The organism is Janthinobacterium sp. GMG1 (genome assembly GCF_034427795.1).
Classification (GTDB): domain Bacteria; phylum Pseudomonadota; class Gammaproteobacteria; order Burkholderiales; family Burkholderiaceae_D; genus Janthinobacterium.
Window position 1 is genome coordinate 712676 of record NZ_JAXQNT010000001.1, and the last position, 14594, is coordinate 727269.

The window sequence follows — 14594 nt, forward strand, 5'->3', positions numbered from 1 at the left end:
ATCAGATTTATAATAAGAAATTGGTTGTTATTATGTTGAAGAAAATCGCAATTGTTGGTTCCGTCGGACTTCCTGCACGTTATGGTGGCTGGGAGACCTTGGTCGATCATTTGACCAGCCATTTAGCCACTCGGTATGAATTTACGGTGTACTGTAGCGCGAAGAAGTATGATGAGAAGCCGAGCAGCTATAACGGCGCAAAACTTGAATATATCAATCTGGATGCCAATGGCGTGCAGAGTATTCCCTATGATGTAGTCTCTATGCTGAAGGCCAGCCGCTTTGCCGACGTGATTGTCGTTCTTGGTGTTTCCGGATGTATATTTTTGCCTCTTATTAAGCTTATCACCAAGAAGCAGGTCATCGTTAATATCGATGGCCTTGAGTGGCGTCGTGCCAAATGGAGCAAATTTGCCAAATGGTTCCTGAAAAAGTCCGAGGCTGCCGCTGTGCGGGCCGCTGATGTCGTGGTTGTGGATAATCAAGCCATCCAGGCCTATGTACAGAACCAGTATGGACGCACGGGAGTTTTGATTGCATACGGCGCTGATCATGCGCAGAACCGTAGTCTTGAGGTTGATGTGCTACAGAAGTACGCCTTTGCATCCCGGCGCTATGCGTTCAAGGTATGTCGGATTGAACCGGAAAATAATATTGATATTATTTTGGAGTGTTTTTCAACGTATTCCGGCATGGACATGGTCATGATAGGCAACTGGCGTAACAGTGCTTACGGCGAAGCTTTACGCAAGAAATACGAACACCTTCCACATCTGCATTTATTGGATCCTATTTATGATCCCGAGATACTGAATCAGATTCGCGGAAATTGTCACATTTACATTCATGGACATAGCGCAGGGGGCACTAACCCCTCGTTGGTCGAGGCCATGTATCTGGGACTGCCAATTGCGTATTTTGATTGCGACTTCAACCGCTTCACGACCCATGGTGCGGGACTGCCTTTTGAGGATGCCGCGGGGCTGAAAGTGATACTTGAAACAAGCTCCGATGAGCAGCTCAAGGCCATCGGTGTGCAGATGAAAGCCCTGGCAGAGGAGTTTTATACCTGGGATCGCATCGCCAACCAATATGCGCAGTTGTTTTGATGCTCTCGCTCGTGGAACACCAAATGCCAGATAAAATACTCGTCACGGGTGCAACCGGTTTTGTCGGCGCGGCATTGTGCGCGCATCTGGATGCGCAGGATATGTCTTATGTGGGAACTGTGCGCCAGGCATCCACTTTGCCTTCTCGTTTAGAGGTGGGTGAGTTGACCGCGCAAACTGATTGGTCCGCGGCATTGACTGGTTGCGACGTTGTGGTTCATCTGGCCGCACGTGTTCATGTCATGGATGATCAATCGAGCGACCCGCTGGCGGCATTTCGCTCCGTGAACGTGGACGCTACCTTGAACCTGGCCCGTCAGGCTGTACAGAGTGAAGTACGGCGCTTTATTTATGTCAGCAGTATCAAGGTGAACGGCGAGGCTACCCACGGCACACCATTTACCTCCAAGGACCAGCCTGCGCCATTGGATCCTTATGGTGTTTCCAAGATGGAAGCTGAACGCGATTTGCAGGCGCTGGCGCAGGAAACCGGCCTGGAATTGGTTATTGTGCGTCCGCCGCTGGTGTACGGTCCCGGTGTCCGCGCAAATTTCCAGCATCTGATGAAGTTGCTCAAGCGGGGGATTCCCTTGCCACTGGGCGCCGTACATAATCGGCGCAGCATGGTAGGCCTCGATAATCTGGTTGATTTGCTGACTGTATGCTGCTGGCATCCGCGTGCGCCGGGCGAGGTTTTTCTGGTCTCCGACGACCATGATTTGAGTATTACCGAATTGTTGCGTTCCCTGTCCTTTGCAATGGGCAAGATGCGGCCGTCTCTGTTTTCGATGCCCGTGGGACTGCTGGCAGGGGCTGCTGGCTTGTTGGGGAAATCTGCCGCCGCCAGTCGCTTGCTTGGCTCCTTGCAAGTGGACATTGCGCATACCCGCGCGACGCTCGACTGGGTGCCGCCGGCAAGCGTCGAAGACGGCATCCGCAAGACAGTAGCGCATTTTTTATCTTTAGCTGATCGGTCGTAAATGAAAAGATTATTTGATCTTTGTTTTGTTTTATTTTCCTTTGTGATTTTTTGTGTGCCCCTGCTGCTGGTAGCAGTTGTTGTCCGCCTGACTTCGCGTGGACCGGTCCTGTACTGGTCAGATCGCGTTGGGCGCCATAACCGTATTTTCAAGATGCCTAAGTTTCGCACCATGCGCGTTGATACACCGGCGGTGGCTACCCATTTGCTGACGGATGCGGCCCAGTTCTTGACTCCTCCGGGTTCTTTCTTGCGCAAATCCAGTCTCGACGAGTTGCCGCAATTGTGGAGCATTCTGTGTGGGGACATGTGCGTTGTTGGCCCACGTCCAGCCCTTTTTAATCAGGAGGATCTGATTGCCCTACGTACGCAGTACGGCGTTGATGCCCTACGCCCGGGCTTGACAGGCTGGGCCCAGGTTAACGGACGCGATGAGTTGCCTATTCCGCAGAAGGTTAAGCTGGACGTGGAATATGCGCAGAGACAGTCGCTGCTCTTCGATATGCGGATCATCTTAATGACCTTAGTTAAAGTATTGCGGCGCGACGGCATCAAACATTGATGCCGGACCGTGCTTCTCGCCGCGGCGCGGCCTGAGTTCAATGCAGTACATACGCATGGATTGCGTACTGGATTAATAGTGTGGTTCTCTTATTGGGTGTATTAATGAAGCTGTTATTGGAATTTCCTCGCAGACGCAAGCAAATCGTCGCTGTGACGGCAGACTTGATTTTTCTGCCTCTGACTTTTCTCGCGGCCATTTTTCTGCGCTTCGATAGTGCCGGTCCTGACGTGATTCGTCCGTATCTGTGGCTGATCATGGCGGCGCCATTAGTTTCGATTCCGATATTTATTCGCCTGGGTTTGTACCGGGCAGTTATTCGCTTCATCGACTACAAGATCATTTATGTGGTGCTGTTTGGCGTCACGCTGTCGGTGGCAATACTGCTGGCAGTGACTGCGTTTGCTACCAGTATGATTGGTCTTTCTCGCGGAGTATTTGGAATTTATTGGGTTAGCGCCATTATGTATGTCGCTGCAAGCCGTTTTATTGCACGAGGCTATTTTTCGCATGCAAGCAGGAAAATGGACAGTGTTCGTGTTGCCATTTACGGCGCCGGAGTCTCTGGCAATCAGCTGGCTCAAGCCCTGAGCCATGCTGGCGAGTATCGTCCTGTCGTGTTTATTGACGATAAGAAAGAACTGAGAGGTGCCACGATTGCCGGTATCACCGTGTATCCGTCAACGGCACTGGCCGATCTGATTGAATCCAAGGAGATTTCTAAAATTGTATTGGCGATGCCGTCCTTGTCGAAGGCGCAGCAGCGTCGCATTCTCGACAAGCTCGAGCCGCTTAAGGTGAAGACGCTGGTGGCGCCACCGATTAAGAATCTGATCAATGGATCGGCACGCATTCAGGATATGCGAGAGGTGGAAATTGAAGATTTACTTGGACGTGATGCCGTTGAGCCAAATCAAGATCTCATGGCAATGTGCATCACAGGAAAAGTTGTTATGGTCACCGGAGCCGGTGGCTCAATTGGTTCTGAACTGTGCCGCCAGATTCTGAATCAGCGCCCGGCGCAAATGATATTGCTGGAAATGTCGGAATTTGCGCTTTATTCTATCGAGCAGGAACTACAAGGATTATTGCGCCAGAGAAATATTCAAGTGCAACTGATGCCATTTCTCGGTTCTGTACTCGATACCGAGAAATGTGAAAAAATTCTGCGTACTTTTGGTGTTGAAACGCTGTATCACGCTGCCGCCTACAAGCATGTGCCTTTGGTGGAACATAATCCCATCGAAGGCATACGTAACAACGCGTTTGGCACCTTGAGCATGGCGCGTGCGGCCATTGCCGCGAACGTTAAGCGCTTTGTGCTGATTTCCACGGACAAGGCGGTACGACCGACAAATGTCATGGGATCCACCAAGCGTCTGGCTGAACTGATACTTCAGGCGTTTTCGCGCGAACAGGACAAGACACGTTTCTGCATGGTTCGTTTTGGAAACGTATTGGGATCATCCGGCTCGGTGGTTCCCTTGTTCCGCAAGCAGATTATTGCAGGGGGACCCATTACGATTACCCATCCTGAGATTACCCGCTATTTCATGACGATTCCAGAGGCAGCGCAGTTGGTGTTGCAAGCCGGTGCCATGGGGTCTGGCGGCGATGTTTTTGTTCTGGATATGGGCGCGCCGGTGAAGATTGTTGACTTGGCCAAACGCATGATCCATTTAAGCGGTCTAGACGTTAAAAGTGAGTTAACACCAAACGGAACGATCGAAATCCAGCATGTAGGCTTGCGGCCTGGCGAAAAATTGTATGAGGAGCTTCTGATTGGGGACAATGTGGAAGGAACCGAGCATCCATTGATTATGCGTGCTCAGGAGGCCGAAATTCCATGGCCTAGACTCGATGGCATGTTGCTGGAGTTGGGGGCCGCTTGTGATCAATTTGATCATGTCACCGTGCGCGCGCTATTGCTGCGCATCGTGATGGAGTACGAGCCACAATGTGATATCGAAGACTTGATCTGGTGCGCCAATGATAAGTCGTCGTGCGATAGCCAGAGCGGACTCAAGTCTTCGTTGCATTAATTCAAGCTTTGCAGGCTGTGTCAGCAGCCTGCATCGCCATTCAAGCTTGGCTATCCCGGCCGTAGCAATGCGGGCACGACATCTCATACACATATTCCGGCGCAAGCTGCTGACGCGGCGTGACGACGGCGCGGCAGACGAAACATTGCACGGTTTCCGTCGGTTCCAGTTTCGGGTTCAGCGCCGTGCGGTAATCGAAGACGAAGCAGTCGCCCGTGTAGTGCTCGCCGCCCACTTCCTCGAAATATTTCAGGATGCCGCCGTCGAGCTGGTACACGCTGTCGTAGCCGATTTCCTTCATGTGGATGGCGGCTTTTTCACAGCGGATGCCGCCCGTGCAAAAGGTGACGACGGTCTTGCCTTCCAGTTCATCCTTGTGGGCGGCAGCCACGGCCGGGAATTCCGTAAACTTGTCGATGCGATAATCAAGCGTGTTGTTGAACGTGCCCACGTCCACTTCAAAGGCGTTGCGCGTTTCCATCATGACCACGGGTTTGCCCGCATCGTCGACGCCGGCATCTAACCAGCGCTTGAGCGTGTGCGCGTCGACGGACGGGGCGCGGCCCAGTTCCGGCTTGATCAGCGGCATGCGCATGGTGATGATTTCTTTTTTCAGCTTGACCAGCATGCGCTTGTGCGATTGCTCGTTCGACAAGCTTTCTTTCCACTCGAGGTCGGCCAGACGCTCGTCGCTGCGCACCCAGGCGAGAAAGGCATCGATATGCTCGCGCGTGCCGGACAGGAACATGTTGATGCCTTCCGGCGTCAGCAGGATCGTACCCTTCAGGTCCAGCGCCAGGCATTGCTCCTGATACAAGGGACGCATGGCTTCCGTATCGGCTAGCGTGATGAATTTATACGCGGCAATATTGACAAACGTGGCGGCGGGCGGGCTGACGGCGGCGGAAACGGCGGGTGTTGCTGGGGTGATGGCTTGCATGATGGCGATCGGGTTAGACTGAACAGCCGATATTATAAGCCCGACAGGCCAGGCGGGATACCCGGTCCGCACCCGCGACGCGGTAGAATAGACCCCATTGAATTTTGCACGAAACGGTACACAGGATGGAAATGGTAATGCAAGAGGCCGGCGCTCCGGCAGGTTCACAGCAAGCGATGCAGCCCGGTCCTGCCTTCGTCCACTTGCGCGTGCACTCGGAGTACTCGATCGTCGATGGCCTGGTGCGCATCGACGACGTGGTCAAGGCGGCGGCGAAGGACAAGCAGGTGGCGCTGGCCGTCACCGATCTGTCGAACCTGTTTGGCATGGTCAAGTTCTACAAGGAGGCGCGCGGCAAGGGCATCAAGCCCATCGTCGGCGTCGATGTGTGGATCACGAATGACGACAACCGCGAAAAACCATCGCGCCTGCTGTTGCTGGCGAAGAACCGCATGGGCTATCTGCAACTGTGCGAACTGCTGTCGACGGCCTGGCTGACGAACCAGTACAAGGGGCGCGCCGAGCTGCGCATCGAGTGGCTGCAGGCGCTGGCGACGAATACCTACGACCTGTACCCGGGCGAAAGCGCCGCGAATGGCTTAATCGTGCTGTCCGGCGCGCACTTCGGCGATGTTGGTACGGCCATCGAGAATGGCAACCTGGCCCTGGCCGAGCGCAATGCGCAGCGCTGGGCCGAGATTTTTCCCGGCCATTTCTATGTCGAGATCCAGCGCGGCGGCCAGGCCAACCAGGAGGCGCAGGTACGCCATGCGGTGGCCCTGGCGGCCAAGCTGGGTTTGCCCGTGGTGGCCACGCATCCCGTGCAATTCATTTCCCCTGAAGAATTTATTGCCCACGAAGCCCGCACCTGTATCGCCGAAGGCGAAATGCTGGCCAACGCCAAGCGCGTGAAACGCTTTAACGACAGTCAGCGCTTCCTGTCGCAGGCTGACATGGCGGAACTGTTCGCCGACTTGCCGGCCGCGCTGGCCAATTCCGTGGAAATCGCCAAGCGTTGCAACTTGACCCTGACCCTGGGCAAGCCGCAGTTGCCGAATTTCCCCACCCCGCCCGGCATGACGATCGACCAGTTCCTCGTCGCCGAATCGCAGGCGGGCCTGGAAAAACGCCTGTTGCAGCTGTATCCCGATGCCGAACGCCGCGAGAAAGAGCGTCCGCGCTACGAGTCGCGGTTGAAATTCGAGACGGACACGATTTGCAACATGAAATTCCCCGGCTACTTCCTGATCGTGGCCGAGTTTATCCAATGGGCCAAGGAAAACGGCGTGCCCGTCGGTCCGGGCCGCGGTTCGGGTGCGGGTTCGCTGGTGGCGTATTCGCTGCTCATTACCGACCTCGATCCATTGCAGTACAACCTGCTGTTCGAGCGCTTTTTGAATCCCGAGCGCGTCTCGATGCCCGACTTCGATATTGACTTTTGCCAGGAAGGGCGCGACCGCGTCATTCAGCACGTCAAGGATTTGTATGGCAAGGAGGCGGTCTCGCAGATCGCCACCTTCGGTACCATGGCGGCCAAGGGCGCGATCCGCGACGTGGGCCGCGTGATGGACTTCGGCTACAACTTCTGCGACGGCATCTCGAAGCTGATCCCGTTCAAGCCGGGCAAACCCGTGTCGATCGCCGATGCCATCGAGGAAGAACCGCTGCTCAAGGAGCGCCTGGAAAACGAGGAAGAGGTCAAGCAGCTGCTGGACCTGGCGCAGCAGGTCGAAGGCATCACGCGCAATATCGGCATGCACGCGGGGGGCGTCCTGATTGCCCCGGGCAAGCTGACGGATTTCTGCCCGCTGTACACGCAGGGCGGTGACTCGGGCGTCGTGTCGCAGTACGACAAGGATGACGTGGAAGCCGTCGGCCTCGTGAAGTTCGACTTTTTGGGTCTGACGACCCTGACGATTCTCGACCGCGCCGTGCGCTACATCAAGCAGCTCGATCCGGCGCAAGCCAATTTCGATCTGGCAACGTTGCCGCTGAACGATAAGCCATCGTATGACTTGCTGACCAAGGCCAAGACCGTGGCCGTGTTCCAGCTCGAGTCGCGCGGCATGCAGGGCATGCTGAAAGATGCGCGCCCCGACCGCTTCGAAGACATTATCGCGCTCGTGGCCTTGTATCGTCCGGGTCCGATGGACCTGATTCCCGACTTCTGCAAGCGCAAGCACGGTGAGCGTTTCGATTATCCCGATCCGCGCACGGAATCGATTCTGTCCGAAACCTACGGCATCATGGTGTATCAGGAGCAGGTGATGCAGATGGCGCAGATCGTCGGCGGCTACTCGCTGGGCGGCGCCGACATGCTGCGCCGCGCCATGGGTAAAAAGAAGGCCGAAGAGATGGCCGAGCACCGCGAAATCTTCCGTGCCGGTGCGGCGAAAGATGGCTTGACGGCGGAAAAGGCCGACGAGATATTCGACTTGATGGAAAAGTTCGCCGGCTACGGTTTTAATAAATCGCATGCCGCCGCCTACGCCTTGCTGTCGTACCACACGGCTTACCTGAAAGCGCACCATACGGCCGCCTTCATGGCCGCCAACTTGTCGCTGGCCATGGACGACACGGACAAAATCAAGATACTGGTGGAAGACTCGCTGGAAATCTGCAAGCTGACCTTGTTGCCGCCGGATATCAATGAATCCGATTACCGCTTCATGCCGAGCGGCGCGGCGCCGTCCGTGAGCGGCAAGAAAGTCACGCAGATCCGCTATGGTCTGGGCGCCGTGAAAGGCTCGGGCCAGAACGCCATCGAAGCCATCATCGCCGCGCGCGAGGCGGGCGGGCCATTTACGAGCCTGTTCGATTTCTGCAAGCGCGTGGATAAAAAGCAGATCAACCGCCGCACCATCGAATCCCTGATCCGCAGCGGTGCCTTCGATTGCCTGAAGGTCGACCGCGCCATCCTGCTCGCGTCCGTGGCCTTCGCCATGGAATGCGCCGACCAGGCGGCCAAGGCCGCCAACCAGGTGAGCCTGTTTGGCGGCGACGACAGCGACATGGTGGCGCCGCCCGAGTACGTCAAGGTGCCCGTGTGGAGCGACAAGCAGCGATTGACGGAAGAAAAGATTGCGCTGGGCTTTTACCTGTCCGGCCACCTGTTCGATTCGTATGCGCCCGAGGCGCGCCGTTTTGCGCGCACGAAACTGTCGGAACTGTCGCCGTCGCGCGAACCGCGCATGATGGCTGGCGTCATCACGGGCTTGCGCACGCAGATGACGCAGCGCGGCAAGATCCTCATCGTCACGCTGGACGACAAGAGCGGCACGGTGGAGGTGACGGTGTACGGCGAACTGTTCGACTCGAACCGGAAAATCTTCAAGGAAGATGAATTCCTGGCCGTCGTGGGCAAGGTGTCGGAAGACCGTTTTTCGGGCGGCTTGCGCATCACGGCCGAGAGCGCCTTTGACATCATCTCCGCGCGCGTGCAATATGGCCGCCAGCTGGGCTTGACCTTGCCCACGACGCTGGACATGAAACGCATCAGCGACGTGATCATGCCGCACCGGGCGGCGGACGGACTGCCGATCGCCGCCAAGGTCAGCCCGCAAGGCGTCAGCTGCGTGCTGCAGTTTGGCGACGAATGGAAAGTGGCGCCATCGGATGAATTGCAGATGGCGCTGGAGCAGATGCTGGGCGCGCAAGAAGTGGCGGTCGAATACTGACCGGCACCGCCCGGCGCAGGCAACAAAGCCAAACCGCAGACATGCTGGTTTGGCTTTTTTCGTTTACATGTCTTTCAGGCCTGTGATCGCATAGCCTTTGGCGGCGATCTGCTGGTGCGGCTGTTCGATATGGTAGCTGGGCAAGATCTCGGCATCGTCGGCCACTTCGCTGGCGCGTACTTCCAGCTGCCAGTCAGTATTGGTAACTTCTTCCGGAATGAGCTTTCCTTCCGGCACGGCGAGATAGGAAAAAATGCCGTCGTGCTCGGCCCGGCGGTAGATGTCTACGCGCATGAGTGCCTCCTAGTAAGCGTTGGGGGAACCGGCGCACCGCAGGGCATGCCGATAGTGCTAGCGTAACAGGATTGCGCCGCGCATGGGTTGAAGCGTGTGCCGCAGGAGCGCCATCGCGCGGTGGCCGGAGCACTCAGGCGACAGCGGAGGCGTAGTCGTCGTCATCCAGATCGAGCGCTTGCCGTACCTCGTTGGCGGCTTTCGCAGCGCCTGCCGTGGCGACCTGCACCGGGCTGCGATGGGTATCGAGGCCGCTACGCAGGCTGCTGATCATGGCCAGCGTCAGTTCGTGGCGTTTGCGTGCTTCCGAGCGCTTTTTCGAGGGTATGTCTTCCAGGACAGGCAGGGGCAGGTTTTCGCATGGCAGCTCAAAATCGCCATCCTTGCGTGCCTGCGCGCCAAGTTCTTGCCAAAGGGAATTGTAATCGGCGAACAGCCGGCCCTTTTTTGCGGAATGGTGGACGGCGCGGTTGGCGTTGCCTACAAGCACCATATTGCGGCAGCCATGTTCATGTCCCAGCTGGCGCACCAGGCGCACCATCAGGGCCTTGGGGCGCATGCCATGCAGGTCGCGGGTTGCCTCGCGTACGCGGCGCAAGCCTTCCGCGCCGCGCGGACCCTGGATGCAGCCGATGCCCACGCCCATGCTGGCGTGCACGCGGGAACCGAAAAAGGAAAACGCGACCGAGTAGATCACGTCATCGCCATGCGCCAGTTGCAGGACCATCTCGCCTTCGCGGTCCATCGGTTGTAGCGAACACAGCTGCAGGTGGTAGGGCGCGCCCGATTTTCCCGGTACGGTACCCAGCCGCACGGGCGCGCGCGCCGCCTGCGTCATCAACTTGCCCCAGCCTTGTTGCAGGATGAAATGATAGTGCTCGACCAGCAAGGCGACGCGCTGGCGGCATGACAGGTTCGTGCTCAGGTAAGGGCGGTACACCTTGTGCATCAGGCGCGGGTAGGCTTGCAGCAAGTCCTGGAACACGGGGTGGGAATTGAGCAACTGCAGCCAGATGCGCGTCTGCCTGCGCTGCAGCTGTGCCCGCAATTGCAGCTTGAGCAGCTCGCGTACGCGGGACATGCCTGGTGGCATATTGCTCAGGCCCGCGTGCAGGGTAATAGCTTGTGTCATCAAAGAGTTTTCATGTGGATGTGGATGGGCCTGGCGCAGGGTGCTGGCTGCGCTTCAGGCCGGCGGCGGCCCGCTCATGCCGTCGGTGTCGGCCAGCAATACCGTGGCGCTGCGCGTGGCGCGCGCCAGTTTGCGCGCCAGCGCACCGGAAAAACGGCGCTGCCAGGGACTATGGCGCAGGGCTGGCAGGACGATTTCGTGGCAACCGAGCAGTTCGGCCGTATCGAGGATCGTAAACAGCAGCTCGCCGGCAAAAATATGCGTGCTGAAGGCGAGTTGAGAGCGGCTCAGATACAGTCCCGCCTCGTGCATCATCTGCTGCGTGGCCAGGTCCAGCGCATGGCATGCGCCGGCGCTGTGCTGGGGCAAGCCATCTGTCCGGCGCGCTGGCGCCGGTGTCACGTGCAGCAGGCTGACGCTGACCTGGATGCCCCATTCCTGCAGGCGCCTGGCGTAGCGCGCACCGTAGATGATGTCGCTGGCGCGCTTGACGGGCAAGAGCAGCAGCAAGGTATCCTGGCCCGGCTTGCCGCAGGCGCCCGCGGCGCTGTCCGGGGCGCGGTGGCGTTGCGGGGCAAGGCGCGATGCATGCATGGAAGGAGTGGCCGTGGTGGAAAAACCAGTTCATCTTATCCATGCCCCCGCGCCCTGTAAATTGGCGAAACAGCGTACGGGTTCCCCTTATGCCGCGCTTGTTTTAATAGCGGTAGGTGACATACACGGCACCGATCGGGGAGGTCTTGCGCTGCACGATGGGGCTCTTGGCCGCGTCACCCAGGCGGCTCTCGACGCCGACCAGGGTATTGATGCCCCAGCGCGCATCGAAGCGGTGCTCCCAGTTGACGGTGGCCTGGGCTTCATAGAAACCACCCTTGGGCGTGTATTGCTTGAACGAGGTATTCGCAGCCTGGGTGGCCGTCACGCCATACATGGTCTGCACGTACTTGCGCTCGCCCCAGCCCAGCTGGCCGCCGATGCTCACGCTGTCCTGCTGCACGCCCTTGGCGTCGGCCCGGCCATAGATCTGGCCTGTCGCGCCGAAATGCACATTCGCGCCATTTTCGCGATTCGACAGGGGAATGTCGCTCGACACGCTCAGTGACAGGCCCGGCAAGGGCGAATAGCCCGCGCTGAGCAGGGCGCTGGCGTTGCCCTTGACTTCGCCCATGCCCTTCAGATAATCGCTGCCGCCGAAGCCGTTGATGCCCGTGCGCTTGTGGTCTTCGCGCTTGCCGCGGTAGCCCAGCGCGGCGCTGTAGCTGAAGGGCCCGGCCTGGCCGCCATAACCGAGGCCGCGCGAGGTGCTGATGAACAAGCCATTGGCCATGGCGTAATCAAGGATGATCAGGGGTGAGGCCGACAGCTTGTCGGCACCGGAATAGCTGGACACGGCAGCGACGCCGCCGCCGATGGTGAAGACATTTTCCGCAGCGGGTTCGGCCGCCGCGGCGGCCAGCGGGTTGAGGATCATGCCGCTGGCGAGTGCCAGCGCGGTCAGCAGGGTTGTGGGTGCGTGCATGGTGTTTTCCGTCAGGTGGAGAACCGAGGCCGGAGTGGCTCGATTGACTGCCGACAGTATCCATCCTTGCCATGAAGGAAAAATGAGCCTTTTATTAAGATTGTATGAAGAGCGCTTCTTTACCCATTCTTCAGCTTGCGGTGGTTTAATACTCACCATGAAGATACTGCTGATTGAAGACGATATGGACCTGGGCAATGGCGTGCGGATCGCCCTGCGCGACCAGGGCATGCAAGTGGTCTGGGTGCGCAGCCTGGAGGATGCGGCGCGCAGCATCGAGCACGACAGTTGTGAGCTGGTGTTGCTGGACCTGGGCTTGCCCGACGGCGATGGCCTTGATTTGCTGGCCCGGCTGCGCGCGGCGCGCCTGCCGGTGCTGATCCTCAGCGCCCGCGATACGCTGGAACAGCGCTTGCGGGGCCTGGACGGCGGCGCCGACGATTACCTGGTGAAGCCCTTCGTGCTGGCCGAGCTGTTGTCGCGCGTGCGCGCCCTGGCACGCCGCAGCTATGGCTTCGATGGCGACACCATCGAATTGCGCGGCCTGCTGCTGCAGGTGCCCACGCGCCGGGTCAGCGTGCATGGACGGCCCGTGGAGTTGACGGCCAGTGAATATGCCCTGCTGAAGACCTTGCTGATGCGCGCCAATCGCGTCATCACGCGCCGCGTGCTGGAAGAGCATATCTTGCCCGGCGGGCTGGCGAATGCCAGCAATACCCTGGATGTGCATATGGGCAACCTGCGCCGCAAGATCGGCGAGGGATATATCCGTACCGTGCGCGGTGTCGGCTATGTCATCGACCAGCAGGGCGAGACATCCACTTCGCCCGGTGCCGGCGCATGATGGGGCGTTTCTGGGCCATGCTGCGCCGGCCCACCCTGGTGCGCCGCCTGATGATGGCGCAAATGCTGATGCTGACCGTGCTGTGGAGCCTGGCCGTGGCGTATGTGCTGTTCGAGGGAACGAGCGAAGCGAGTACTGTGAGCCGCGGCGTCTTGCACGCCATTATCAGCGTGGCCGATAACCTGGCGGAGCAGCCGCAGCGCCAGGAACAAAGCTTGCGCGCCATCGACGAAGCCTTGCGCGAGGAATTTGAAATGGGGCAGGTGCCGGAGCTGGCGCCGCGTATCCTCGTCTGGCGCGAAGGCAAGCTGGTCTACAAGTCCCCCGCAGCGCCCAGCGGCATCCGCAGCGCCGGGCCCGAGCAGATGGAGGTGGTGTATATCAAGGGCCAGGCCTGGCGCAGCCGCAGCCTGTCCGAAGGGGCCACGCGCGTGACGGTGCTGGAGGTGGGCGGCGCCTGGCAATTTTTCATCACGATCAATTCACGCGGCTACTACCTGTTGCCGCTGCTGATCAGCCTGCCGTTCCTGCTGGTGCCGGCCTGGCTGTCGATTCGCCTGGCCATGCGCCCATGGCGCAAGGTGGCGCAGGAAGTGGCGGCGCGCGGACCGCAGGATTTGCGGCCGCTGGCCTTCAAGCCGCCGCATGGCGAACTGGCGGCGCTGGTCGACAATATCAATGCCCTGCTGCAGCGGGTCGATGCCAGTGCGGCGCGCGAACGCAGCTTCATCGCCGACGCCACGCATGAGCTGCGCACGCCGCTGGCGGCCATGCGCGTGAATGTCGAAGCCTTGCAGGGGCAGGCGCACGATGCACGCCAGCAAGAGCTGCTGGACGGTATCTTGAACAGCGGCAACCGCGCCACCCGTCTGGTAGGCCAGCTGCTGCAGCTCACGCGCAGCGAAGTGCAGGCGGGCGGGGGAGAGTTGCCGCGGCGGCAGGCGCTCGATACTTTGCTGCAAGACCGACTGGCGGCTCTGTCCGGCCTGGCCCAGGCGGGCGATATCGAGCTCGAATTGCAAGCCAGCGTCTCGCTCAGCGTAGCCGGACAGCGCGAGAGCCTGGTCTCGCTGATCGACAACCTGGTGGAGAACGCCATCAAGTACAGCCCGCGCGGCAGCAGCGTGACGGTGTCGCTGCATGCGGAGCGGGGCCAGGCCGTGTTGCATGTGGCCGATCAGGGACCGGGCATCGCGCCGGCACTGTATGAGCGCGTATTCGACCGTTTTTTCCGCGCGCCGCAGCAGGCGCAGCCGGGTAGCGGCCTGGGCTTGTCTATTGTCGCGTCCGTCGTGCGCCAGCACGGCGGCACGATTCAGTTGCACAGAGGCAATGGCGGTCTGGGCTTGCTGGTGGAGGTGCGCTTGCCGCTGGCCGAGGCCTGACTGCGCTGGCGCCCCTTGCGGCATTGCATGAAGATTATTTCATGTGCTTATAACGCAAGATGGCATGGCGTGGCGCAGGCTTGCGATGCATAATGCGGGACAGTTAAAAAA

At 58.9% G+C, this 14594-nt stretch carries 12 protein-coding genes; 7 read left to right on the plus strand and 5 right to left on the minus strand.

Features of this window, described 5'->3' with window-relative positions; translation table 11 throughout:
• Positions 1-32: 32 nt before the first annotated feature.
• The 4 genes from SJI03_RS03315 (at position 33) to SJI03_RS03330 (ending at position 4692) form a co-directional block, all read left to right on the plus strand.
• Positions 33-1109, plus strand: coding sequence for a DUF1972 domain-containing protein (locus tag SJI03_RS03315; protein ID WP_322426243.1), 1077 nt, complete (start codon positions 33-35; stop codon positions 1107-1109).
• A 23-nt stretch (positions 1110-1132) separates the two neighbouring features.
• Complete coding sequence (locus tag SJI03_RS03320; RefSeq protein WP_322426244.1) at positions 1133-2089, plus strand: SDR family oxidoreductase; 957 nt, start codon at positions 1133-1135, stop codon at positions 2087-2089.
• The gene (locus tag SJI03_RS03325; RefSeq protein ID WP_322426245.1) at positions 2090-2650 is read left to right on the plus strand and encodes a sugar transferase; all 561 of its coding nucleotides are present in this window, start codon (positions 2090-2092) and stop codon (positions 2648-2650) included.
• 104 nt (positions 2651-2754) lie between these two features.
• Positions 2755-4692, plus strand: a complete 1938-nt coding sequence (locus SJI03_RS03330) for a nucleoside-diphosphate sugar epimerase/dehydratase (protein WP_322426246.1) — start codon at positions 2755-2757, stop codon at positions 4690-4692.
• 40 nt (positions 4693-4732) lie between these two features.
• On the opposite strand, the gene SJI03_RS03335 is transcribed toward SJI03_RS03330, so the two are convergent.
• Complete coding sequence (locus SJI03_RS03335; RefSeq protein ID WP_322426247.1) at positions 4733-5632, minus strand: sulfurtransferase; 900 nt, start codon at positions 5630-5632, stop codon at positions 4733-4735.
• Positions 5633-5769: 137 nt separating this feature from the next.
• Between SJI03_RS03335 and dnaE the strand changes: the two genes are divergently transcribed.
• Complete coding sequence (dnaE, locus tag SJI03_RS03340; RefSeq protein WP_322426432.1) at positions 5770-9309, plus strand: DNA polymerase III subunit alpha; 3540 nt, start codon at positions 5770-5772, stop codon at positions 9307-9309.
• A gap of 63 nt (positions 9310-9372) precedes the next feature.
• On the opposite strand, the gene SJI03_RS03345 is transcribed toward dnaE, so the two are convergent.
• The 4 genes from SJI03_RS03345 to SJI03_RS03360 form a co-directional block, all read right to left on the minus strand.
• Positions 9373-9603 (minus strand): DUF6139 family protein, encoded by a 231-nt coding sequence (locus SJI03_RS03345; RefSeq protein ID WP_099378145.1) that lies wholly within the window; start codon positions 9601-9603, stop codon positions 9373-9375.
• 133 nt (positions 9604-9736) lie between these two features.
• Entirely contained in the window at positions 9737-10735 is a 999-nt protein-coding gene (locus SJI03_RS03350) for a VirK/YbjX family protein (RefSeq protein ID WP_322426248.1), read from the minus strand.
• 54 nt (positions 10736-10789) lie between these two features.
• Positions 10790-11329 carry a universal stress protein gene (locus SJI03_RS03355; RefSeq protein ID WP_099378143.1) on the minus strand — a complete coding sequence of 180 codons (540 nt, stop codon included), beginning with the start codon at positions 11327-11329 and terminating at the stop codon, positions 10790-10792.
• Positions 11330-11432: 103 nt separating this feature from the next.
• A complete protein-coding gene (locus tag SJI03_RS03360) occupies positions 11433-12254 on the minus strand; it encodes a MipA/OmpV family protein (RefSeq protein ID WP_322426249.1) in 822 nt (273 codons plus the stop codon).
• Positions 12255-12411: 157 nt separating this feature from the next.
• Here SJI03_RS03360 and SJI03_RS03365 point away from each other — a divergent pair, with 157 nt between their 5' ends.
• Together SJI03_RS03365 and SJI03_RS03370 are read left to right on the plus strand one after the other, a co-directional pair.
• Complete coding sequence (locus tag SJI03_RS03365) at positions 12412-13098, plus strand: response regulator (RefSeq protein ID WP_099378199.1); 687 nt, start codon at positions 12412-12414, stop codon at positions 13096-13098.
• Entirely contained in the window at positions 13095-14483 is a 1389-nt protein-coding gene (locus SJI03_RS03370) for an ATP-binding protein (RefSeq protein ID WP_099378141.1), read from the plus strand. The genes SJI03_RS03365 and SJI03_RS03370 overlap by 4 nt, the downstream gene beginning before the upstream one ends.
• Positions 14484-14594: the final 111 nt, after the last annotated feature.